This window comes from Pseudomonas sp. AMR01 (genome assembly GCF_041946035.1).
Taxonomy (GTDB): Bacteria; Pseudomonadota; Gammaproteobacteria; order Pseudomonadales; family Pseudomonadaceae; genus Aquipseudomonas; species Aquipseudomonas antarctica_B.
This window is the reverse complement of record NZ_JAUTYR010000054.1, coordinates 1-21,954: the sequence shown is the minus strand read 5'-3', so window position 1 is coordinate 21,954 and position 21,954 is coordinate 1. Positions and strand designations below refer to the sequence as shown.

The 21,954-nt window shown below is 59.6% G+C and carries 20 protein-coding genes; 6 read left to right on the top strand and 14 right to left on the bottom strand.

Annotated elements, in window-relative coordinates:
- Positions 1 to 44: 44 nt before the first annotated feature.
- From Q7C20_RS25345 to Q7C20_RS25310, 8 genes are all read right to left on the bottom strand, one after another.
- Positions 45 to 950 carry a sugar kinase gene (locus tag Q7C20_RS25345; RefSeq protein ID WP_375070996.1) on the bottom strand — a complete coding sequence of 302 codons (906 nt, stop codon included), beginning with the start codon at positions 948 to 950 and terminating at the stop codon, positions 45 to 47.
- A 118-nt stretch (positions 951 to 1,068) separates the two neighbouring features.
- Positions 1,069 to 2,277, bottom strand: a complete 1,209-nt coding sequence (locus tag Q7C20_RS25340) for an amino acid deaminase (protein ID WP_375070995.1) — start codon at positions 2,275 to 2,277, stop codon at positions 1,069 to 1,071.
- A 9-nt stretch (positions 2,278 to 2,286) separates the two neighbouring features.
- The gene (locus tag Q7C20_RS25335; protein ID WP_375070994.1) at positions 2,287 to 3,051 is read right to left on the bottom strand and encodes an IclR family transcriptional regulator; all 765 of its coding nucleotides are present in this window, start codon (positions 3,049 to 3,051) and stop codon (positions 2,287 to 2,289) included.
- 168 nt (positions 3,052 to 3,219) lie between these two features.
- On the bottom strand, positions 3,220 to 3,609 hold the full coding sequence (locus tag Q7C20_RS25330) for a RidA family protein (protein WP_078742925.1): 390 nt from the start codon (positions 3,607 to 3,609) through the stop codon (positions 3,220 to 3,222).
- A gap of 15 nt (positions 3,610 to 3,624) precedes the next feature.
- Entirely contained in the window at positions 3,625 to 4,407 is a 783-nt protein-coding gene (locus Q7C20_RS25325; RefSeq protein ID WP_375070993.1) for an amino acid ABC transporter ATP-binding protein, read from the bottom strand.
- The gene (locus Q7C20_RS25320) at positions 4,404 to 5,066 is read right to left on the bottom strand and encodes an amino acid ABC transporter permease (protein ID WP_375070992.1); all 663 of its coding nucleotides are present in this window, start codon (positions 5,064 to 5,066) and stop codon (positions 4,404 to 4,406) included. The genes Q7C20_RS25325 and Q7C20_RS25320 overlap by 4 nt, the downstream gene beginning before the upstream one ends.
- A gap of 12 nt (positions 5,067 to 5,078) precedes the next feature.
- A complete protein-coding gene (locus tag Q7C20_RS25315) occupies positions 5,079 to 5,741 on the bottom strand; it encodes an amino acid ABC transporter permease (RefSeq protein WP_375070991.1) in 663 nt (220 codons plus the stop codon).
- A 52-nt stretch (positions 5,742 to 5,793) separates the two neighbouring features.
- Positions 5,794 to 6,642 (bottom strand): transporter substrate-binding domain-containing protein, encoded by an 849-nt coding sequence (locus Q7C20_RS25310; protein ID WP_375070990.1) that lies wholly within the window; start codon positions 6,640 to 6,642, stop codon positions 5,794 to 5,796.
- A 333-nt stretch (positions 6,643 to 6,975) separates the two neighbouring features.
- Here Q7C20_RS25310 and Q7C20_RS25305 point away from each other — a divergent pair, with 333 nt between their 5' ends.
- Complete coding sequence (locus Q7C20_RS25305; protein WP_348060665.1) at positions 6,976 to 7,224, top strand: hypothetical protein; 249 nt, start codon at positions 6,976 to 6,978, stop codon at positions 7,222 to 7,224.
- Between the two features lie 96 nt (positions 7,225 to 7,320).
- The gene (locus Q7C20_RS25300; RefSeq protein WP_375070989.1) at positions 7,321 to 7,701 is read left to right on the top strand and encodes a thioredoxin family protein; all 381 of its coding nucleotides are present in this window, start codon (positions 7,321 to 7,323) and stop codon (positions 7,699 to 7,701) included.
- Between the two features lies 1 nt (position 7,702).
- Here the strand turns inward: Q7C20_RS25300 and Q7C20_RS25295 are convergent, their stop codons facing one another.
- Positions 7,703 to 9,259, bottom strand: a complete 1,557-nt coding sequence (locus tag Q7C20_RS25295; protein ID WP_375070988.1) for a transporter associated domain-containing protein — start codon at positions 9,257 to 9,259, stop codon at positions 7,703 to 7,705.
- 382 nt (positions 9,260 to 9,641) lie between these two features.
- A complete protein-coding gene (gene sohB / locus Q7C20_RS25290; RefSeq protein ID WP_375070987.1) occupies positions 9,642 to 10,667 on the bottom strand; it encodes a protease SohB in 1,026 nt (341 codons plus the stop codon).
- Between the two features lie 192 nt (positions 10,668 to 10,859).
- Between sohB and Q7C20_RS25285 the strand changes: the two genes are divergently transcribed.
- The gene (locus Q7C20_RS25285) at positions 10,860 to 11,570 is read left to right on the top strand and encodes a histidine phosphatase family protein (protein WP_375070986.1); all 711 of its coding nucleotides are present in this window, start codon (positions 10,860 to 10,862) and stop codon (positions 11,568 to 11,570) included.
- 56 nt (positions 11,571 to 11,626) lie between these two features.
- Complete coding sequence (locus tag Q7C20_RS25280; protein WP_375070985.1) at positions 11,627 to 11,941, top strand: SCP2 sterol-binding domain-containing protein; 315 nt, start codon at positions 11,627 to 11,629, stop codon at positions 11,939 to 11,941.
- Positions 11,942 to 12,007: 66 nt separating this feature from the next.
- On the opposite strand, the gene Q7C20_RS25275 is transcribed toward Q7C20_RS25280, so the two are convergent.
- The 3 genes from Q7C20_RS25275 to Q7C20_RS25265 form a co-directional block, all read right to left on the bottom strand.
- Positions 12,008 to 12,634 (bottom strand): hypothetical protein, encoded by a 627-nt coding sequence (locus tag Q7C20_RS25275; RefSeq protein ID WP_348060676.1) that lies wholly within the window; start codon positions 12,632 to 12,634, stop codon positions 12,008 to 12,010.
- A 43-nt stretch (positions 12,635 to 12,677) separates the two neighbouring features.
- Positions 12,678 to 15,317, bottom strand: a complete 2,640-nt coding sequence (locus Q7C20_RS25270) for a glucosidase (protein ID WP_375070984.1) — start codon at positions 15,315 to 15,317, stop codon at positions 12,678 to 12,680.
- A 157-nt stretch (positions 15,318 to 15,474) separates the two neighbouring features.
- Positions 15,475 to 16,884 carry an OprD family outer membrane porin gene (locus Q7C20_RS25265; RefSeq protein WP_375070983.1) on the bottom strand — a complete coding sequence of 470 codons (1,410 nt, stop codon included), beginning with the start codon at positions 16,882 to 16,884 and terminating at the stop codon, positions 15,475 to 15,477.
- Between the two features lie 288 nt (positions 16,885 to 17,172).
- Between Q7C20_RS25265 and Q7C20_RS25260 the strand changes: the two genes are divergently transcribed.
- Positions 17,173 to 18,549, top strand: a complete 1,377-nt coding sequence (locus Q7C20_RS25260) for a VOC family protein (RefSeq protein ID WP_375070982.1) — start codon at positions 17,173 to 17,175, stop codon at positions 18,547 to 18,549.
- A 128-nt stretch (positions 18,550 to 18,677) separates the two neighbouring features.
- Here the strand turns inward: Q7C20_RS25260 and Q7C20_RS25255 are convergent, their stop codons facing one another.
- Positions 18,678 to 18,929: a DUF465 domain-containing protein gene (locus Q7C20_RS25255; protein WP_375070981.1), complete on the bottom strand. Its 252-nt coding sequence runs from the start codon at positions 18,927 to 18,929 to the stop codon at positions 18,678 to 18,680.
- Between the two features lie 175 nt (positions 18,930 to 19,104).
- Between Q7C20_RS25255 and tkt the strand changes: the two genes are divergently transcribed.
- The gene (gene tkt / locus Q7C20_RS25250) at positions 19,105 to 21,162 is read left to right on the top strand and encodes a transketolase (protein ID WP_375070980.1); all 2,058 of its coding nucleotides are present in this window, start codon (positions 19,105 to 19,107) and stop codon (positions 21,160 to 21,162) included.
- Positions 21,163 to 21,954: the final 792 nt, after the last annotated feature.

Here is a 21,954-nt window from a genome sequence, read left to right as displayed (position 1 = left end):
ACCTGTGGGAGCGGGCTTGCTCGCGAACCGCCGCAGGCGGCCATTCACTTGGGAATTAAAGCCCCCGGCACCTGAATCACCCGGCTGGCCAACCGATGCCCCGCCATTGCAGCCTGCTCCGGCGACTCGCCCTGGATCCGACTGGCCAGATACGCCGCGCTGAACGAATCGCCCGCTGCCGTGGTGTCCACCACCTTCTCAACCTTCAGCGCCGGCACGCCGAAGCGCTCGCCCGCGCAGCGAATCAAACACGCATCAGCGCCACGCTTGAGCACCACTTCGGCAATCGCCGGGTACGCCGCAAACACCTGCTCGCTGTTTTCATAACCAAACAACGCGCGCTCGTCATCTTCGGTCAGCAAGGCGATATCCACCTCGGCCATGACGGCGTGATACGCCGCGCGCGCCACTTCAACGCTGGCCCACAGACGCTGACGGTAGTTGTTGTCGAACACCACTTTGCCGCCACGCCTGCGGGTTTCAATCAGGGTGTTGAGTAACCGCTCGCGGCCAACTTCACCGAGCACCGCCAGGGTGATGCCGCTGAAATACACCATGTCGTAGCCCGGCAATGCCGCCAGGATCGGCTCAGCCGCTGGCGTGGTGAAGCAGTCGCGCACGGCCGCTTCGTTGCGCCAATAGAGAAACTTGCGCTCGCCGTTGGCGTCGGTCTGGATGCAATACAAGCCCGGCAGGCGGCCGGGCAGGCGCTGGACCATGCCCAGGCCGAGGCCTTCGTCGGTCCATTGCTGGCACATGGCGTCGCTGAAACTGTCATCGCCCAGGGCGGTGACGTAATCGACGCTGGCGCTGCCGCCCAGCTCACGACGCAGGTAGACGGCCGTGTTCAGGGTGTCGCCGCCGAAGCTTTGGTGCAGGCTGCCGTCGGCGCGGTGTTGCAGTTCGATCATGCATTCGCCGATGAGGGCGATGCGCGGTTGGGTGGTCATGGTTGTTGTCTCGGGTGTTCTGGAGGGCCCCATCGCAGGCAAGCCAGCTCCCACATTTGAACTGTATTCACCGCTCAAAATGTGGGAGCTGGCTTGCCTGCGATGGCCACGACTCGGTCTAGAAGCAAGTATGCAAGGACTCAACCACCTGCAACTGCTCATCCACCAGGCAACCCACTTGCCACTTGTCGAAGGTCAGGCACGGATGAGAAGTGCCGAACGAAATGATGTCGCCGATACGCAGCTCCACGCCCGCCGCCACGGTCATGAACGCGTGCTGGTCCATCACCGCCGTGACTTTGCACGCGGTCATGTCATCGCCTTCAGCCGCCACAACGCCCGCCTTGTAGCGCTTTAGCGGCACCGGTAAACCGGCGTCGTAGGCCACGTCGCGTTTGCCCAGGGCAATGACCGCAAAGCCAGGCTCGGGCAGCGATTGCACATGCGCCCAGACTTCCAGCGCCGGGCGCAGGCCTTCGTTGAGGTCGCTGCGGCGGTCGAGGACGCAGCATTGCGCCTCTTTGTAGATGCCGTGGTCGTGGGCGACGTAACTGCCCGGGCGCAGCACACTGAGGAAGCGGCCAGCGGCGTTTTGTTCCTCGAACGATTCGGCGATCAGGTCGTACCACGCCGAACCCGACGCGGTAACGATGGGTTTGGGCAGGTCGAAAGAACCATTGTTTTGCAGGTCCACCGCTAACCGCACGAGGCTGGCGGCGAAAGCACGGATGCCGCTGATGGCATGCTCGCCGTGAATCACGCCTTCGTAGCCTTCGATGCCAGTGAGGGCCAACGCTGGCTGGGCCTTGATGGCCTTGGCCAGGTCGCGCACTTCTTGTTCGCTGCGGCAACCGCAACGGCCGCCCACTACGCCGTACTCAATCATCACGTTCAGGCGCAGGCCACGGGCGGCGAAGAACAGGCCCAGGTCGGCGACGTTGTCCGGGTGATCGACCATGCAGTGGAAGTCAAAATCAGGGTCAGCCAGCAGGTCTGCGATCAACGCCATGTTCGGCGCGCCGACCAGTTGGTTAGCCATTAATACGCGGCGAATGCCGCCGGCATAGGCGGCACGGGTTTGTACGGCGTTGGCTAGGGTAATGCCCCAGGCGCCCGCCTCGATCTGGCGCTGAAACAGCGCCGGCATCATGCTGGTTTTGCCGTGGGGCGCAAGCTGCGCGCCGCTCTTGCTGACAAAGTCCTGCATCCAGCGAATGTTGTGTTCCAGGGCGTCGCGGTGCAGCACCAGGGCCGGCAGGCTGACATCACGGACCAGATACGCACCAACGGCGGCGGCGCCTTTTTCAACGGCGTTGAAGGCGGACATGGAAAACTCCTATTCGTTAATGCGCCGGGCCAGGTTGTTGGCGCTGTCGATCAACACCCGGCGATAGTCGTTGTAATGTTTGATCGCGTCGGCGCGCGGGGCGACGATGCACAAGGTCGCAATGCTGACGCCGTGCGCGTCCCGCACCGGGGCGGCAAAGCAATGGGTAAAGGTGTCGGCCACGCTGTCGAAGGAAAAGAAGCCCTCGAGGGTGGCCTGACGGATTTGCGCCAGGAACGTCTCCAGCGGCAAACGCTGGCCGTCCGGCAGGATGAAGTCCTCGTCGTCGATCAGGTCGATGATTTGCTGATCGCTCAAGTGCCCCAGCAGCAGGCGCCCGGAGGCGGTCCACGGGATGGGCGCATTTTCGCCGATATCAGAGGAAATACGAAAATGCCGCTCGCCCTCGCGCATCAGCGCCACCGTGTATTTGCGCCCGTTGAGCAGGCACATTTGCGCGGTTTCGTGGGTTTGGCTGACGATTTCCTGCAAGGCAAAATCCGCCTCGCGGGTCAGGTCGAAATGGCGCAGGTGCGCCTGGCCAAGGAAGTACAGCTGGCGGCCGAGGTAGACGTGACCGTCCTTGCCCACCGTTTCGAGGATGCGTCGCTCAAGCAACGAGGCAACCAGTTCGTAGACCGTGGATTTGGGGCTGCCGATGCCGCTGGCGATATCATTCGGGCGCAGGGGCTGGCCGATTTCCTTGAGAAAGTCCAAGATATCGAACGCACGGTCGAGGCCTTTGGCGCGGCGTTTGATGGTGTCTTCGGTCATGGCAGTGTCGGTCCGGTTAAAAGGTGTTGCTATCAACACAGATCCCCTGTGGGAGCGGGCTTGCTCGCGAATGCGGTGTGTCAGTGAATGCATCTGTAATTGATCTACCGCATTCGCGAGCAAGCCCGCTCCCACATTGGGTATGTGGCGATCAAAAGATCTCTGCATTTAGCCTTTTTTCTTGTACGCCACGCAATCAATCTCGACCTTGCAATCGACCATCATGTTGGCCTGCACACAGGCACGCGCCGGGGCGTGTTCGGGGGTGAAGTATTCGCCGAAGACTTTGTTGAAACTCCAGAAGTCGCGTGGGTCTTCCAGCCATACGCCCACGCGCACCACGTCTTTGAGTTCGTAGCCGGCTTCTTCGAGAATCGCCACCACGTTGCGCATGGTCTGGCGGGTTTGCTCGACGATGCCGCCGTTGATGATTTCACCGTCTACCGCTGGCACCTGGCCCGAGACGTAGAGCCAGCCGTCCGCTTCCACCGCACGGGCGAAAGGACGAGGCTGGCCGCCGCCGGCGGTGCTGCCGGTGCCGTAACGAGTAATGCTCATAAAAATAACTCCTGATTAAAAACGAATATTCTTCAAAAATTCTGCCAGGCGTGGCGATTGCGGGCGTTCGAAGATGTCCTTCGCGCTGCCCTGCTCCTCAATGCGGCCCTGGTTCATAAACACGATCTTGTCGGAGACTTCATAGGCAAAGCGCATTTCGTGGGTGACCAGCAACATGGTCATGCCCTCTTCCGCCAGGCCCTTGATCACGCTGAGTACTTCGCCCACCAGTTCCGGGTCGAGGGCCGAGGTGACTTCGTCGAACAGCATCAGGCTTGGGTTCATGGCAATGGCGCGGGCAATTGCCACTCGCTGTTGCTGGCCGCCGGAGAGTTGGCCGGGAAAGTGGTTACGACGCTCCAGCAGGCCCACGCGGTCCAGCCATTTTTCGGCCAGCGCCACGGCTTCGTCCTTGCCCATTTTCTTGACCTTGAGCAGGCCGAGAGTGACGTTTTGCAGCGCCGTCAAATGCGGGAACAGGTTGAATTGCTGGAACGCCATGCCAGTCATGGCGCGGTGCTGGGAGATCACCCGCTCAGGGTGGCGCACGCGTTTGCCGGCGATTTCGCTGTAGCCGATAGACTCGCCGTCGAGGGTGATCTGCCCGCCCTGGAACTCTTCCAGCAGGTTGACGCAGCGCAACAGCGTGGTCTTGCCCGAGCCGCTGGAGCCGATCAATGTCACCACGTTGCCGCGCTGCATGGACAGGTCGACGCCCTTGAGCACTTCCACCTGGCCATATTGTTTACGCAGGCCGCGAATGTTCAGCAGCGGTTGTTCTTTTTGAGGTTGGTTCATGGCAAGGCCACCCGCTTTTCAATGTAGCGCCCGAATAACTCGATGGCGTAGTTGATGACAAAGAACAGAAACCCGGCGAACAGGTAGAACTCCAGGGTCATGAAATTGCGCGCGATCACTTGCTGGGAACTCAGCAGCAACTCGGCCACGCCAATCACCGACAACAGGGTCGAGGCCTTGACGATTTCCGTGGAGGAATTGACCCAGGTCGGCAGGATCTGGCGCAGCGCCTGGGGCAACAACACGTAGCCCAGAGACTGGTAGAACGTCAGGCCAATCGCCTTGCCCGCTTCCAGTTGCCCTCGGGGAATAGCTTGCAGCGCGCCGCGCACGATTTCCGACACGTGGGAGCCGCAGAACAGCGTCAACCCGACCGCGCCAGCCTGGAACGCGGTGATTTGCCAACCAAGCGCCGGCAGCATGTAAAAACACGCGAGCACCAGCACAAACACTGGCGTGCCGCGGATCAAATCGACATACAGCCGAAACGGCGCACGCATCCAGAACTTGCCGTAGGTGAGGAGCAACCCGGCAAGGATGCCGATCAGGGTGCCGAAAATAATGGCCAGCGCCGACACATACACACTGGTTTGAAAGCCCGCCCAAAGGGTATCCCGGGCGATCCACAACTCATGCAACCAGCTGGGGGACTCGTACATGCAAACCCCTCCTTAACGACGGATCGCCAGACGCTGTTCCAGGTAACGGAGCAGCATGGCAATGAGGTAACAGGCAGCCACGTAGAGCGCGGTCGTGACCATCCAGGTTTCAATCACCCGGTAGCTTTCGACGTTGATCTTGCGGGCGTAATAGGTCAGCTCCGGCACCGCAATCGCGGCCGCCAGCGAGGTGTCCTTGAACAGCGAAATGAAGTTGTTCGACAGCGCCGGCAGAACGTTGCGCAGCATCACCGGCACGGTGATGTAGGCACGGATGCGCCACTCGCCCAAGCCAATGGCCAGGCCGGCTTCACGCAACCCCTTGGGAATATTCAGCAGCCCTGCGCGGAAGACTTCGGTGAGGTAGGCACCGGCGTACGCCGACAAAGTGATGATGAACGAGGGGATTTTATCGAGACGAATCCCGAGCGACGGCAGTGCGAAGTAGATCAACAGGATCAGCACGAGGATCGGCGTATTGCGAATCACGGTCACATACACCGAGGCGAAAATTCGCAGCGCGCGGTGTTTGGACAGCATGGCAAACGCCATCATCAAACCGATCACGCAGCCAATGGCGATCGACAGCAGGGCCAGCTCAAGGCCCAGGCCGAGCCCCGCCAGCAAGCTGGGGAAATCGCGCCACACGGCGGCAAAGTTCAACTGATAGTTCATGGTCGGCAGTACCTGAAACGGGGCGCAACACGCTGCGCCCCCGGTTTACACATCACTTGAATTCAACAGGGAAACCGATGGCAGGTTCTGGCAAGTCCACACCGAACCATTGCTTGAACGAGGCTTTGTAAGTCGGGAACTCCACACCGGTCATGGCTTCATGCAGCGCGGTGTTGACGAAGTTCAGCCAGTCCTGGTCGCCACGCTTGACGGCGCACGCGTAGGTTTGCGGGCTCCAGGCGTAAGCCGGGCTGCGGTAGCGGCCTGGGTTCTGCACCATCAGGTACTTGACCGAAGACTGGTCGGTGGCGGCGGCATCGGCGCGGCCGGAGTTCACGGCCTGATACATCAGGTCGACGCTGTCGTACTGATCAACCTTGGCTTTTGGCAGCGCCTGGTGCACCAGTTCTTCGGCGTAAACGTTCTGCAGCACGGCCACGGTGACGCTGTCGCCGGCGGCTTGCAGGTCTTCGATTTCCTTGTACTTGCTGTTGGTCGGCAGCAGCAGGGCCACGCCTTCGCGGTAGTACGGCAGGGTAAAGGCAACCTGCTGCGCACGGCTGGCGGTGACAGTGATGAACTGGCAACTCATGTCGACCTTGTCGGTCAGCAGGTTGGGAATGCGTGCGTCGGAAGACTGCACCACAAACTCGACCTTGCTCGGATCGTTGAACAAGCCTTTGGCCACGATGCGGCCGATGTCGATATCAAAACCCTGCAACTTGCCATCCGCTCCCTGGAAGTGCCACGGCGCATTGGTACTGCCTGTACCCACGATGAGATGCCCACGCTTGAGCACATCATCGAGCTTGCTGTCCGCCGCATGAGCAACGCTTGCGAGGGAAGCCGATGCGGCGAAGAGAAAAACACACGCTTTAAACACGGAAGGTCGGTGATGCATGACAAGCACTCCAAGAGTTGTGTATTCCGCTATACCGGAACTTAGTATGTAACAACGGAATAGACAGCAGAAAGTGTGCCACACGCGGTAACAGAAAAATATGAAAGGTATAAAGCGCTTAAAAATCAACGGGGTAAATATTGATGCGCCATAGGGCGACAAGCCACCACGCGGAACACCATTGCTACCCAAAGCCCCAGACCTCGGTGACAGCCCCGATTGAGTGCGCAAACGCGGTGTTACAGCGCACCTTCCGGGCGCGCGCCTGGGCGTGGAAAAATCCCGGCGCTGGGCTAGCCTTTGCACATCCCTGTCGATAAGGATCGCGCCCCGATGAAACCGAGCCTCGCCCTGCTCCTGATCTGTTTGTGTGTCGCTGGCAATGCGTCGGCGAGTAACGACCGCCGTGAATGCAAGGAAGAACTGCGCAAACTCAAGGAAGCCTTCAGCACCAACTACACCAGCCAGAACCACCACGGCTATCGCAAGGCCAAGGCCTCCAGGGACAATGAGGAATACAGAAAATGTGCGAGCCAGGCACGCAAGGCGCGGGAACGCGTGGAGCGCGGGACCGACGCCTGAACGGGGCTACCTGTCAGAGTTGACAGTAGACGGGGGTGATCTCTGGATTTAGCGTAACAGGCAGACCCATTTGGCTTGGCATACAGGGAGATCATCATGGGAAGTGCAAGCGCTGTTGATTACTTCAACGAATACCAACTGGCTCTGAAACACCATGAGTGGGTGATCGTGTTATTCAAGTCTCAATACTGCGAGGCGTGCGTGGGGGTCGGCCCACTCTTTGAAAACGTGGCCGAAAAATATGCTGGCCGCGTGAAAGGCCTGGTTCTGGATACGGAGACTATCGCGAAAGTTGAGGGGGTGGATGGCACCCCCACGCTGGTGGTTTACAAAGATGGCAAGGAAGTCGAGAACCATAAGGGGATCGGTGATACGGGTGAACAGCAACAATTCCTGGAGGACGTTTTCAGCCGCGTCGCCCCCCCCCTTAAAACCCCATCGACTGGTACTGACAGGTTGCTATCAGGCGAGGGTTAACTTAGACCGCACGCGCCATGATTACCTGCGTCACCCGCCGCTCCTCCACCGCCGCCACCGTCAGGCGCCAGCCTTCATGCTCGAGGCTGTCGCCTACCCTTGGCAAACGGTCCAGCAAGCTCATCACCAAACCCGCCAGCGTCTGGTAATCCTCGCTGGGCAGTGCCTTGAAGCCCGTGCGCTGGCTAATCAGGTTCAGGTTCAAGGCGCCGTTGGCACGAAACCCCTCCCCCTCCTCGACAATGTCCGGCCCTTCGATTTCACTGGCATCCGGCAGTTCACCGGCGATGGATTCGAGAATGTCGGTCATGCTCAACACGCCCATGAAGTCGCCGAATTCGTTGATCACAAAGGCGATGTGGGTCGACTCCTGGCGCATCTGCTCCAGCGCATTGAGGATCGAAAAGCTCTCCAGCAGGTTGATTGCCCGACGCACCAAATGCTCGAGATTGGGTTCATTGCCGGCGAGATATTCCTTGAGCAACTCCTTTTTATGCACGAAACCCAAGGGCTCATCGACAGCACCGTTGCGGATCAATGGCAGTCGGGAATAGGACGAATGCATCAATTTCAGGCGGATAGTGTCGGGATCGTCCGCCAGATCAATACAGTCCACCTGGGCCCGTGGTGTCATCAAGGTACGGATCGGCCGCTCGGCCAATTGCAGCACGCCGCTGATCATCACGCGCTCGCGTCGATCAAACAACGGGCCCTGGTTCGCATCCGGCTCGCCGAGCAAATCGGCCACCTCATCATCCACACCTTCTACGGCCAGGCTGCGGCCGCCCAGCAAGCGCATCACCGCATGGGCCGTGCGCTGACGCACCGGCAACGTGCCTTGCGCCGACTTCTTGCGACGGGCACGGGCGATCTGGTTGAACACTTCGATCAGAATCGAGAAACCAATCGCCGCGTACAGGTAGCCCTTGGGAATATGAAAACCCAAGCCTTCGGCGGTCAGGGCAAAACCGATCATCATCAAAAAGCCCAGGCACAGCATGATCACGGTCGGGTGCGCGTTGACGAAACGGGTCAGCGGCTTGCTCGCCACAATCATCAGGCCGATGGACACGATCACCGCGATCATCATCACCGCCAGTTCGTCCACCATGCCTACGGCAGTAATCACCGCATCAAGGGAGAACACCGCGTCGAGCACCACGATCTGCGCCACGATCGGCCAGAACATCGCATACGCCACGTTGCCGCTGCGCTGAGCTACATGGCCTTCAAGCCGCTCGTGCAATTCCATGGTGGCCTTGAACAGCAGAAACACGCCGCCAAACAGCATGATCAAGTCACGGCCCGAGAAGCTCTTGTCGAACACCTCGAACAGCGGCTGAGTGAGGGTCACCAGCCAGGAAATACTCGCCAGCAAGCCCAGGCGCATCAGCAATGCCAGGGACAAACCGATCAGCCGCGCCCGGTCGCGCTGCTCTGGCGGCAGCTTGTCCGCCAGGATCGCGATAAACACCAGGTTGTCGATGCCAAGCACCAGTTCCAGCACAATCAACGTCAACAGGCCAAGCCAAGCCGTAGGATCCGCTAACCATTCCATTTATAGAGCCTCTTTATAATTTTTCAGAATGCCGGACACGGCAAAACGCGATCAGTGGACCGGGAAGAGGTTAGCAATCGGAATACGGGGTGCTTCAGCGGGAACAGCGGCAGCGGATGTCTTGGAGAAAGACGACTGGGAGGCTCCGATAGGGTGTTCATGCAAGTCCTGCAATGGCAAAAGGACTCAAATCGTACAACCGAAACACAAATTTCCCACAACGCAAAACTATTACAAAATCTGTACCCAAAGGCCTGTGCAAAACCAGTGTGGGAGCGTGCTTGCTCGCGAATGCGCAGTGTCAGTGTATGAATCTACTGACTGACCCACCGCCATCGCGGGCAAGCCCGCTCCCACATTTGGACTCGCTACATTCCTGGCTTTACCAGAAACGCTGCTGAGTCAAACGGCTCCACCAGGTCAGCAACACCCGGTCCACCGAGCCGCTGGCCGCCAGGCCCACGCGCTCTTGCAGGCTTTTACGCTCGGCGTAGTGCAGGTGGAACACCTCGGCGGTCTTGGCTTTGGTTGCCAGGTATTCATCGCTGGTTTGCAGCTCATCCACCAGTTGCTTATCGAGGGCTGCAACCCCCAGCCACACTTCGCCGGTCGCTACGTCGTCGATCGCCAACTGTGGGCGATAACGCGACACGAAGTTCTTGAACAGTTGGTGGGTGATGTCCAGGTCTTCCTGGAACTTCTCGCGGCCCTTCTCGGTGTTTTCGCCAAACACGGTCAGGGTGCGTTTGTACTCACCGGCAGTCAGCACTTCGAAGTCGATATCGTGCTTTTTCAACAGGCGATTCACGTTGGGCAACTGGGCGACCACACCGATGGAACCGAGGATCGCGAATGGTGCGCTGATGATCTTCTCGCCGATGCACGCCATCATGTAGCCGCCGCTGGCTGCGACCTTGTCGATGCACACGGTCAACGGCACGCCCGCCTGGCGGATACGTGCCAGTTGCGAAGACGCCAGGCCGTAGCTGTGCACCATGCCGCCGCCGCTTTCCAGGCGCAGTACCACTTCGTCTTTGGGTGTGGCGAGGCTCAGCAGCGCAGTGATTTCATGGCGCAGGCTCTCGGTGGCCGAGGCCTTGATGTCGCCGTCGAAATCCAGCACGAACACCCGTGGCTTGGCCTCGGGCTTGTTCTTGCCTTTTTTCTTTTCGGTTTTGCTTTCGGATTTGCGCAGGGCCTTGAGCTGGTCCTTGTCGAGCAGGCTCGACTCCAGGCGCTCACGCAGGCCCTTGTAGAAATCATTGAGCTTACTGACCTGCAATTGGCCGGCGGATTTGCGACGACCTCTACTGCGCAGGGCGGCGAAGCTGATCAGTACCACCAGAATAGCGACCACCAGGGTGACGGTCTTCGCCAAAAAGCTCGCGTATTCGGCCAAAAAATCCATATTTCTCCTTACAAGTGCAGTGCGCCAGGCGCGGATCGCCCCAGCATACCGAGGGCACGGCGTTCCAGCCAGTCATCAAACCGCCACCAAAGGGGCTCTAACGGGCTTTTAAAACAAGCGTATGTTTTTTCATTGACAGCTCGCAGGCATCCTCCTAACCTCGCCAGACTTTCAACGTACCGGGAAACGGACGTGGGTAGCATCTATCTGATTCGACATGGCCAGGCCTCCTTCGGTGCAGACGACTATGACGTCCTGTCGCCCGTCGGCGTGGAACAGGCGCAAGTGCTCGGTCGTCACCTGGCCGACCTGGGCCTGACTTTCGAGCGTTGCATCGCCGGCGACCTGCGTCGCCAGCAGCACACCGCCGCCGCCGCCTTCGATCAATACGCCGCCCTTGGCCTCCCGGTGCCGCCCCTTGAAGTCGACAGCGCCTTCAACGAATTCGACGCCGAAGCGATTATTCGCGCCCTGCTCCCCGACCTGCTCGGCACTGAACCCCACGCCGTGGACGTGCTGCGTAATGGCGCGCAGAACCGCAGCGAATTCCAGCGCATCTTCGCCCTGATCATCGAACGCTGGCTGGCCGGCACGTATGATCCACCGGGGCTGGAAAGCTGGCTGGGGTTTGTAGAGCGCGTGCAAGGCGGCCTGCAACGCATTCTGGAAGCGGCGGATAACGCCGACAAGATCGCCGTGTTTACCTCCGGCGGCACTATTACCGCCCTGCTCCACCTGCTGACCCGAATGCCTGCCGCCCAGGCCTTCGAACTGAACTGGCAAATTGTTAACACCTCGCTCAACCAGCTGAAATTTCGTGGTCGCGAGGTGACCCTGGCTTCCTTCAACAGTCATACCCACTTGCAGCTGTTGAAGGCGCCGCAGCTCATCACATTCCGATGATGTGCGGCCAACCGTGACCCCAAGGTCACTGGACTCTACCCAAAAGGATCGAAACCATGACTGACGTAGCCAAAGCTGTAGAAGCAATGAAAGCCAAATTCAACCCGGCCGCGGCTGATGGCCTGGACCTGATCTTCGGTTTCCGCATCGACGAAACCAAAAACTTCTCATTAGTCGTTAAAGACAAGACCTGCGAACTGCAAGAAGGCGAAAACCCTGACGCCCAAGTGACCCTGGTCATGGACAGCGAAACCCTGGAAGGCATCGTCGACGGCTCGACCGATGGCATGCAGGCATTCATGGGCGGCAAACTGCGCACTGAAGGTGACATGATGTTGGCGATGAAGCTGAGCGAACTGTTCCCGACTTGATAACAGCGCGTTCAAAAAAAATCCCGCCAATGGCGGGATTTTTCATTTCACGGCCATGATAACCAATCAGCGGCCCACAGCAGCGTCGACTTTCTGGAACTCCTCCAGGTACACGGGCTTGCCTTCCGTGCCGTGGCGGTTAATCAGCATCCCTTCACCCAGTCTCCACTTGAATTCTCCGGACTCCAAGTCCCGGCCAACCACAACCAAGTACTTGTTGCGGCCCACGCGCACATACACGTTGTAGCAGTCAATCGGTTGGTCAGCCGTCATGAAGAAGCTATAAGCGTAGCGTGCTCGACGTGTCAGTTCAGGCCACTGGTTTTCCAGCACCGTGGAATCGCCTGTTTCACCGAAGTTGTCTATTGCACGGATGGCTTGTTCGACCAGCGCATCATTTTCACTGGCGCTGAGGAGTGGCGGCTTGATCCGGGTCATTTTGCGCAACGAATCAGGGTCTACCTCCAACTCTTTTTCGTCATCCGTAAGCGTAACGGCGTCAAGACGGTAGGTGCCATTTTTGACCCACTTCGCCGCATCGGCGCTGCTGGACTCCTGACACTCCAAGCACATTGCCCTCGTCGAGGCTGCACTGGCGCCGCCAGCGTACAGGTACGCGACTAAAACACCGGCGCCAATCGCCAAGGCGCTGAAGAGTTTGACGGGGGATAACGCAGTGGCGTTATTCGCCATGATCTACATCCTTGTAAGGGCTGGGCCGGCGAATTTACCCGATTCAGGCCTTTAACGGAACATGCAGCAACAACGCCACCAACGCAGTCCATCCCGTCTGATGCGAAGCCCCCAAGCCACGCCCGGTTTCCCCATGGAAATACTCATGGAACAACACCAGATCGCGACTCGCCGGGTCCGCCTCCAATTGCGCATACCCCGCCATCGACGGCCGCACGCCGTTTTCATCGCGTAGAAACAATCGCGTCAGACGTTGACTGAGGCTGTCCGCCACCTCTTCCAGAGACGCCAGGTAACCGCTGCCCGTCGGGTACTCCACCGAGAAGTTATCCGCGTAGTAACGGTGAAACTCACGCAGCGATTCGATCAACATGTAGTTCACCGGCATCCACAACGGCCCACGCCAGTTGGAGTTGCCGCCGTACAAGCGTGAATCAGATTCGCCGGGCTGGTAACGCGCAGAGAGCGTGTCGCCGTTCATCTTGAGCGCCAGCGGTTGCTCGGAGAACGACTTGGACAAGGAGCGCACACCAAAGGCCGACAGGAACTCGGTGTCATCGAGCATGCGCCGCAGCAGGTCCTTGGTACGTTCGCCCCGCAACAGCGCCAGTAACAGGCGGTTGCCCTGCCCCGGCTCGTTCCAGCGCGACACCAGTTTGGCCAGGTCCGGCCGGTGTTTCATGAAACCCAACAAGCGTTCGCGCAACCCCTCCAGCCCTTCGTGTTCACGCTGCTCCAGCACCAGCACCGCAAACAGCGGCATCAGGCCGACGATGGAGCGCAGGCGCACCGGCTCGTTCTGGCCGTCGGGACGGTGCAGCACGTCGTAGAAAAACAGGTCCTGCTCATCCCACAAGCCTTCGGCTTTGTCGTCGACGCGGTTGATGGCGCCGGCAATATAGAGGAAGTGTTCGAAAAACTTCACCGAGATATCCACGTACACCGGGTTGCGCTTGGCCAGTTCCAGGCCGATGCGCATCAGGTCCAGCGCATAGGCGGCCACCCACGCAGTGCCGTCGGCCTGATCCAGCTGATAGCCCGGCGGCAGCGTGGCCGAGCGGTCAAACAAGGCGATGTTGTCCAGGCCCAGAAAGCCGCCCTGAAACAGGTTGCGCCCTTCGGCGTCCTTGCGGTTGACCCACCAGGAAAAATTCAGCAGCAGCTTGTGGAAAATCCGCTCAAGGAAATCCATATCGCCTACGCCGGTCAACGCTTTGTCATGCTGATACACGCGCCAACTGGCCCACGCATGCACCGGCGGGTTGGCGTCGTCAAAGCGCCATTCATAGGCCGGCAACTGGCCGTTGGGGTGCATGAAGCGGTCTTTCACCAGCAGCAACAATTGTTGCTTGGCATAGCCAGGGTCGATCAGCGCAATCGCCACCGCCTGAAAGCCCTGGTCCCATGAGGCGTACCACGGGTATTCCCAAGTGTCGGGCATGGACAAGATGTCGAAGTTCGACAGGTGCCGCCAATGGGTATTGCGGATATGCAGGCGCTCGGGCGGCGGCGCGGGTTGAGCCGGGTCGCCGTCGAGCCATTGGTTCACGTCGAAGTAGTACAGCTGTTTGGACCACAGCAAACCTGCGAGGGCCTGGCGCTGCACATTGCGCGCATCGTCATCGGCAATGCCTTGTTGCAGGGCTGCGTAAAAGTCATCAGCTTCCTGACGGCGCGTCTCAAACAACTTGCGTGCGTTGACCTCGGGCGCATCCGTAGGGGCAAAGCGCAGGTACAGGGTTTTGCTTTCCTGGCCCGCCAGTTCGAGGGTGAACCTTGCCGCCACCTTGGTGCCCGCGTCGCGGCGAATCGCCGATTGAACGCCGTCCACCACGTAATCGTTGATGCCATCCTTGAATGGGCCGGGCGCAGGTTGGCCATCCAGCTTCGGGTAGTTGGTTTCGTTCTCGCAGAACAGCCATTCCACGCCGTCCTGGCCCCAGGCGCTGAAGTGGCGATCAGGCAGTTCGTGATGACGGGCCAGCACCTGATTACCGTCCAGCGTCAGCCGTGGCTTGGCGGCGTCAACAAACCAGCTCCAGTCATTGCGCGCCCATAACTGGGGCAGCACCTGCAGGCGTGTTGGCTGGTCGGAACGGTTGTGCACGGTGACCCGCATGAAAATATCGTCGGGCTGGTGCTTGGCGTATTCGACGCTGACATCGCAATATCGATTGTCTTCAAACACCCCGGTGTCGAGCACTTCGTACTCGGCATCTTCCAGGCCGCGCCGGGCGTTTTCGCCTATCAGGTCGGCGTAGGGAAAGGCGGCGTGCGGGTATTTGTAGAGCATGCGCATGTAGGCATGGCTCGGCACGCCGTCGACGAAGAAGTACAGTTCCTTGACGTCTTCACCGTGGTTGCCTTCGGCGTTGTTCAAGCCAAACAGACGTTCCTTGATGATCGCGTCGCGCTCGTTCCACAGGGCCAGGCCCAGGCACCAGCGTTGCGCCTTGTCGCTGAAACCGGCCAGGCCGTCTTCGCCCCAGCGGTAGGCGCGGCTGCGCGCATGTTCATGGGGGAAGTACGTCCAGGCGTCGCCGTCTGCGCTGTAGTCTTCGCGCACCGTGCCCCACTGACGTTCACTTAAATAAGGGCCCCACTCGCGCCAGCGTTCGGCGTCCGGGGTGGCCAGGCGTTGGCCTTCGATCGTTTCAAGGATGTGGGTGGGCGTGGCCGGCATCGGGTCCTCCATCACTGACACAGTGGCGGCCAGTGTAAAACCCATCAGCCCCTGGATGCACATGAAGAGTCACCCATGTGCCAAAAAGACTGAAGGCCGCTGTTTAGGCGGCCTTCAGTTTTCCAGCTCTCCAGAGGGGGAGATTCGCAGCGCGTTCTTAGAAGAGCGCGTAGGTGTAGTTGAAGATCAGGCGAGTTTGGTCCTGATCGGCCGTGCCGGTGTTGTGGCCCTTGTAAGTACCGGTGCGGAAGGTGGTGCCGAAGCCTTTGAGCGGGCCTTGCTGCACGACGTAATCCAGACGGAAGTCGGTTTCGTTTTCTTTCTGATCGGAGCCGCCAGCCACTTTGGACTTGATGTCGGTACCGTCCAGGTAAGCCACGGACGCTTTCAGGCCCGGTACAAAGGCTTTGAAGTCATAGGTGTACTGACCGAAGTTGACTTGCTCGCCCGCGCGGGAGAATTGGCCAACCACGGCGTCGGTGAACAGGTAGAAGTCGCTGCCGCCCGCGCCTTGTGCTTGTGGGTCAGCGATGCTGCCCTGGTTGACCCAAACGAAGCCACCGTCATCACTCACGCCGATGTGGCCGAGCATCAGACTGCTGCCGCCCAATTGGTAGGTGAACGCGGCGCTGTAGGTTTTGTTGTCCACTTCGCCGGCGTGTTTGGCAAAGCCGCCGTTGTTGTTGAACGCGTAGCCAGCCGAGCCGTTCTTGCCATCGCTGGTGCTGTCGAAATAGCGCAGGTCAGTCTTGAACGACTGATCGTTGCCCAGCGGCAGTACGTGAACCAGGCCGAAGTAGTTCTGTTTGTAGAAGTCTTGCAGGTCGGCGTAGTAGTACTGCAACGTCAGATTTTTAGCGATGGCGTTGTCGGACGAACCAAACGGTTTGTAGTCCAGGCCACCGAACTTGAAGCTGTCGCTGTCACGGGTGCCGCCGGCAACGCTCAAGCCTGTGGAGTTGCTGGAAGCACGGCCTTCGGCGCGGTTCAGCTCACCACCGGTGAAGGTCACGTTCGGGATGTCGCTGGAGGTCAGGATGCCGCCGTCAAAGGTCTGCGGCGCAACACGGCTGTCGTTCGATACCAGGATAGGCAGCACCGGGGCCAAACCACCACCGACGTGCAACTCGGTCTGGGAAATGCGGAACTTCACGTTACCCGCAGCACGACCGAAAGAATCAGCCGGCTCGGTGCCGTTGTTTTTGGTTGGGAAGAAGCTGTTGCCGTTACCCGCCAGGCCTGGGCCTGCGGCGTGGCCATCGCCACCGTCCAGGCGCAGTGCGCCGAACGCCATCACGTCGAAACCGACGCCGAGGGTGCCTTGGGTGAAGCCGGATTTGTAGTCAAAACGCAGCAGTGTTGCAGCTTCGCGCAAATCGTTGTTAGTCCCCGAACGATTGTCTGCGTTGTAGTACATGGACCGCGAGCTGATCGCTGCGTGGCTGTCTTCCAGGAAACCGCTGTGACCGGTACCTGTGCCCAGAGAGCCGAGTCCAAAATCATCGGCGCAGGCTTGTTGTGCAAGCACGGCGGCGGTGATGGATAACGCCAGTGTAGAAATTTTCATTAACGACGGCCCCTAAACATATTTTTATGTGCGGTGTGTGCAGAACAGCTTTCATCCCTAACAAACGTGACGATTGTTTCATGACGACCTCGGCGCACCTCGTGAAGAATTTTTTAGAAATAGCCCTCAAAAATGAAATTTCTCGTCCGGCGTTTTTTGTCATATTTGCGTCATTTCAGTCATTTGCAGAATGAAGTCCTGAGGATTCTTCGTTTGCACACAGGCGCACAGCCCAACAAAATCCAGAGAACGGTCACGCCCTTCTCTACAGCGTTCAGGAATTTTTCTATGCCAACCGCCGCTTTTGTCAGCCCCGATGACATCCGTAAAGGCTTCTCCAGGGCCATGTCCGACATGTACCGAGATGAAGTTCCACTTTACGGCGCGCTGATGGCGCTGGTGGCCGACACCAATGCCCGGGTTTTGGCCAGTGATCAGGGCCTGGCCCAGCACCTGCAACGCACCGGGGAAATCACGCGACTGGACATGGAACGCCACGGCGCCATCCGCTTGGGCACCGCTGCGGAACTGGCCACTCTCTGCCGCTTGTTTGCGGTGATGGGCATGCAGCCGGTGGGGTATTACGACCTGACGCCAGCGGGCGTGCCGGTACATTCCACCGCGTTTCGCGCCGTGCATGAACACGCACTGAACACCAGCCCGTTTCGCGTGTTCACCTCGCTGCTGCGCCTGGAACTGATCGAAAACCCTGAACTGCGCGCCTTTGCCGACAGCGCCCTGGCCAAGCGCTCGATCTTCACGCCCGGCGCGCTGGCCTTGATCGACAGTGCTGAAAGGGACGGTGGCCTCAACGCTGAAGACGCGAATGAATTAATCCGCCAGGCCCTGGAAACCTTCCGCTGGCATCACACCGCTACCGTCACCGGTGCGCAGTATCAGCAACTGAGCGACCAGCATCGGCTGATCGCTGACGTGGTCGCCTTCAAAGGCCCGCATATAAACCACCTGACCCCGCGCACCCTGGATATCGACCAGGTCCAGGCGGCCATGCCCGGCAAAGGCATCACGCCAAAAGCGGTGATCGAAGGCCCGCCCCGCCGCCACTGCCCGATCCTGCTGCGCCAAACCAGCTTCAAGGCCCTCGACGAGCCCATCGCGTTCACCGACGCCAAAGGCAGCCACAGCGCGCGCTTTGGCGAAATCGAACAACGCGGTGTGGCGCTGACGCCCAAAGGCCGCACGCTGTACGACAGGCTACTGAACGCTGCGCGCGACGAACTGGGCGCGTTCCCGAATGAGGGCAACGCCGCGCGTTACACGCAATTGATGGAGCAGCATTTCGAGGCCTTTCCTGATGACTACGCGCAGATGCGTGAACAGGATTTGGCGTATTTCCGCTACTTCGTCACCGAACAAGGCTTGGCGGCACGCGGCACGCGGGACCAACCGCGCACGCTGGACGCGCTGATCGCGGCCGGCCACGTCGATGTGGAACCGTTGGTGTATGAAGATTTTCTGCCGGTGAGTGCGGCGGGGATTTTTCAATCGAACCTGGGCGACGCGGCGCAGAGTCACTACGCGGCCAATTCAAACCGGGCGCAGTTCGAGAAGGCGCTGGGCCGTCAGACGATTGATGAATTAACGTTGTATGCCGAGACGCAGCGGCGCTCGATAGCCGAATGCACCGGGGCGCTGCTGGTGTGAAATAGCGAGGCCCACCTGGCTCAACAGCGCAATCCTTGCGCCGAAACAGCCCCCAGAGCCAGGTGGACGGGGCGCATCATATTCAGTCAAAAGCGCCCTGTCCCTCAGACAATTCTGAACAAATGTTTCTACCTGTGTAGGACGCTGGGCGTCTCCGAGTCCAACCGCCTGGCGATCTCGTCTTTGATCAACAAGCGCTTCTTCTTACGCTTCTCCACGTCTTCATCACTGGCACTGGCCGATTCTGCCTTGAGCACATCTGTGTCGGCGGCGTCATATTGAGTCAGCAGCGAATCCAGCCGTTTATCGTCCGCCCTGCGTTTGTGAACGTCGTCCTTGCTCCGCCCCAAATCCTGGTACAGGTCGTGTTTCACTGGCATGGAATACCTCCGCATGTTGATCAATGGACTACGCCCTTGAAGCTAGACCATTGAACGGGGTCTTGTCATGTTCGAGATCAATCCATCCCCGTTCGTCGCAGTGCAGGCGATCGAATCAAACCTTTGCCGCGCCCTGCCCTCCACTGTAAATCGCCACCCGAGGGAGACCGGTTTCATGACTCACGCTGCCACCGCTGTCGACACCCAATGCATCAACACGCTTCGCACCCTGGCCATGGACGCCGTGCAAAAGGCCAATTCCGGCCACCCGGGCACGCCCATGGGCCTGGCGCCGGTGGGCTACACGCTGTGGAGTCGTTTCCTGCGTTACCACCCCGAGCATCCCGACTGGCCCAACCGTGACCGGTTTGTGTTGTCAGTCGGGCATGCGTCCATGCTGTTGTATTCGCTGCTGCACCTGGCCGGCGTGGTGGAAATTGACGCTCACGGCACGCGCTCCGGCGCCGCTGCGATCAGCCTGGACGACATCAAGCAATTCCGGCAGGCCGGCTCGAAAACCCCGGGCCATCCCGAATACCGCATGACCACCGGCGTGGAAACCACCACAGGCCCTTTGGGTCAGGGTTGCGCCAACAGCGTTGGCATGGCCATGGCCGAGCGTTGGCTGGGCGAGCGTTTCAATCGCGACGCCAAGGTACTGTTTGACTACAACGTCTACACCCTGTGCGGTGACGGCGACATGATGGAGGGCATCAGCAGCGAAGCCGCGTCGCTGGCCGGGCACCTGAAGCTGGATAACCTGTGCTGGATCTACGACAACAACACCATCAGCATCGAGGGCCACACCGAGTTGGCGTTCAGTGAAGATGTGATCAAGCGTTTCCAGGCCTACGGCTGGCACACCTTGCACGTGACCGATGCCAATGACTTGCAGGCCTTGAGCACCGCGCTGCAGACCTTTCAGGCGAATACCGGCGCGCCGACCCTGATTGTGGTCGACAGCGTGATTGGCTATGGCTCACCGCACAAACACAACACCTCTGCCGCCCATGGCGAGCCATTGGGCGAGGAAGAAGTTCGCCTGACCAAGGCGGCGTACGGCTGGCCGGAAGATTCCAGCTTTCTGGTGCCGGACGAGGCCCGCACCGCCTTGCGTGACGCGCTGCTTGAGCGAAGCCAGCCGCTGCATGAGGCCTGGACCGGGCACCTGGCGCAGCTCGAACAACACGAACCGGAACTCGCCGATGAACTGCGCCGCATGCGCGCCGGGGAAATGCCGGAGCATTGGCAGGACGGGTTGCCCAGTTATTTAGCGGACGCCAAGGGCATCGCCAGTCGGGCGTCGGGCGGTGAAGTGCTGAATGCCTTCGCCCAACACATCCCTTGGCTGCTCGGTGGTTCGGCGGACTTGTCGCCCTCGACCAAAACCAACCTCACCTTCGACGGCGCCGGGCGCTTCAGTGCTGATGACTACAGCGGGCGCAACCTGCACTTTGGTATTCGCGAGCACGCCATGGGCGCGATTGCCAATGGCATGGCGCTGTCGTACCTGCGGCCTTATACGTCGACGTTCCTGGTGTTCAGCGACTACATGAAACCGCCGATCCGGTTGGCGGCGATCATGGAATTGCCGGTGATATTTGTGTTTACCCATGACTCAATTGGCGTGGGTGAGGATGGGCCGACGCACCAGCCGATCGAGCATTTGACCCAATTGCGCGCCACACCCGGCCTGCTGACGTTGCGCCCTGGCGATGCCAATGAAACGCTGGAGCTGTGGAAAGTGGCGCTGGCGCAGACGCATCGGCCGAGTTGTGTGGTGTTGTCGCGCCAGGCGCTGCCGACGCTGGACCGTACGAAATATGCGGCCGCGTCCGGGGCGGCCAAGGGTGCCTATGTATTGGCCAGTGGCGAGGATCCGAAAGTGCTGTTGCTGGCCACGGGCAGCGAGGTCAGCCTGGCGGTTGCGGCTTATGAGCAACTGAAAGCAGACGGGGTGGCGGCGCAGGTTGTGTCGATGCCGAGTTGGGAATTGTTTGAGGATCAGGATCAGGCGTATCGCGACAGCGTGTTGCCGCCGACGGTGAAAGCGCGAGTGGTGGTGGAACAGGCTGGGCCTTTGGGCTGGGATCGGTATGTGGGGCAGACGGGTGCCAAGGTGGTAATGAACAGCTTTGGCGCTTCGGCGCCGTTGCCCAAGTTGCAGGAGAAGTTTGGGTTTACGGTTGAGAATGTTGTGAGGATGGCCAGGGAGCAGATTGGGTTGGGTTGAGGGTGTGTGTATATCCGTTGCTGCGGTTATGGCTGATATCGGTTCCGCTCTTACAGCGGGTCACTTTTTGAAGAGCGCAAAAAGTAACCCAAAACGCTCCGCCCCACCACTTGGCACCTCGCTATAGCTCGGTGTGCCCTCACTCCGGCTTGAATCCGTGGGCCGCCGTGATGGGCCATCCTTGGCCCAGCACGGCTAACCCGGCGTCATGCCGGGTTACCCACGAATTCAAGCCTGCGTTCGGCCATCGTGGTTAACGGGGCGTCTGAGATCAACGTCAAAAGCAAGATCACAAGCACGGCGGCCTGAGAGCCGACCTGAGTGGTTGGATCAAAAGCGGGGCTCGGTTTGGAAGCCAGCTCCCATAGAAAGGCCAGATCGGTGTAGTTACTGAAGTTTCACTCGGTCAAACTGTGGGAGCGGGCTTGCTCGCGAAGGCGGTGTGTCAGTTGATCGATTAATTGACTGACCCACCGCATTCGCGAGCAAGCCCGCTCCCACAGTTTGATCTCCATATATTGTGGATCTCCATTTTTTCGGGAGATCGCAATCTGCTCCAGAAAAAAACAGCGCTTTTGATTCAACCACTCAGGTCGGCTACCAGGCCGCCGTGCTCTGCTTTTGCCTGCGATGGCATCTACTGGTTTTGCCTAATGTATTGAGGTGTCTGAATCGCAGGCAAGCCAGCTCCCACAGAAACGCCAGATCGGTGTAAGTATTGAAGTCTTACTCGGTCAAAACTGTGGGAGCGGGGGGGGGGGGGGGGGGGGGGGGGGGGGGGGGGGGGGGGGG

Coding starts and splice junctions, on each gene's coding strand:
- Q7C20_RS25310 (WP_375070990.1), bottom strand. CDS start 6,642: ATGCATCACCGACCTTCCGTGTTTAAAGCGTGTGTTTTTCTCTTCGCC.
- sohB (WP_375070987.1), bottom strand. CDS start 10,667: ATGGATTTTTTGGCCGAATACGCGAGCTTTTTGGCGAAGACCGTCACC.
- tkt (WP_375070980.1), top strand. CDS start 19,105: ATGACTCACGCTGCCACCGCTGTCGACACCCAATGCATCAACACGCTT.
- Q7C20_RS25270 (WP_375070984.1), bottom strand. CDS start 15,317: ATGCCGGCCACGCCCACCCACATCCTTGAAACGATCGAAGGCCAACGC.
- Q7C20_RS25335 (WP_375070994.1), bottom strand. CDS start 3,051: ATGACCGAAGACACCATCAAACGCCGCGCCAAAGGCCTCGACCGTGCG.
- Q7C20_RS25300 (WP_375070989.1), top strand. CDS start 7,321: ATGGGAAGTGCAAGCGCTGTTGATTACTTCAACGAATACCAACTGGCT.
- Q7C20_RS25280 (WP_375070985.1), top strand. CDS start 11,627: ATGACTGACGTAGCCAAAGCTGTAGAAGCAATGAAAGCCAAATTCAAC.
- Q7C20_RS25305 (WP_348060665.1), top strand. CDS start 6,976: ATGAAACCGAGCCTCGCCCTGCTCCTGATCTGTTTGTGTGTCGCTGGC.
- Q7C20_RS25345 (WP_375070996.1), bottom strand. CDS start 950: ATGACCACCCAACCGCGCATCGCCCTCATCGGCGAATGCATGATCGAA.
- Q7C20_RS25260 (WP_375070982.1), top strand. CDS start 17,173: ATGCCAACCGCCGCTTTTGTCAGCCCCGATGACATCCGTAAAGGCTTC.
- Q7C20_RS25255 (WP_375070981.1), bottom strand. CDS start 18,929: ATGCCAGTGAAACACGACCTGTACCAGGATTTGGGGCGGAGCAAGGAC.
- Q7C20_RS25340 (WP_375070995.1), bottom strand. CDS start 2,277: ATGTCCGCCTTCAACGCCGTTGAAAAAGGCGCCGCCGCCGTTGGTGCG.
- Q7C20_RS25330 (WP_078742925.1), bottom strand. CDS start 3,609: ATGAGCATTACTCGTTACGGCACCGGCAGCACCGCCGGCGGCGGCCAG.
- Q7C20_RS25325 (WP_375070993.1), bottom strand. CDS start 4,407: ATGAACCAACCTCAAAAAGAACAACCGCTGCTGAACATTCGCGGCCTG.
- Q7C20_RS25315 (WP_375070991.1), bottom strand. CDS start 5,741: ATGAACTATCAGTTGAACTTTGCCGCCGTGTGGCGCGATTTCCCCAGC.
- Q7C20_RS25295 (WP_375070988.1), bottom strand. CDS start 9,259: ATGGAATGGTTAGCGGATCCTACGGCTTGGCTTGGCCTGTTGACGTTG.
- Q7C20_RS25265 (WP_375070983.1), bottom strand. CDS start 16,884: ATGAAAATTTCTACACTGGCGTTATCCATCACCGCCGCCGTGCTTGCA.
- Q7C20_RS25275 (WP_348060676.1), bottom strand. CDS start 12,634: ATGGCGAATAACGCCACTGCGTTATCCCCCGTCAAACTCTTCAGCGCC.
- Q7C20_RS25320 (WP_375070992.1), bottom strand. CDS start 5,066: ATGTACGAGTCCCCCAGCTGGTTGCATGAGTTGTGGATCGCCCGGGAT.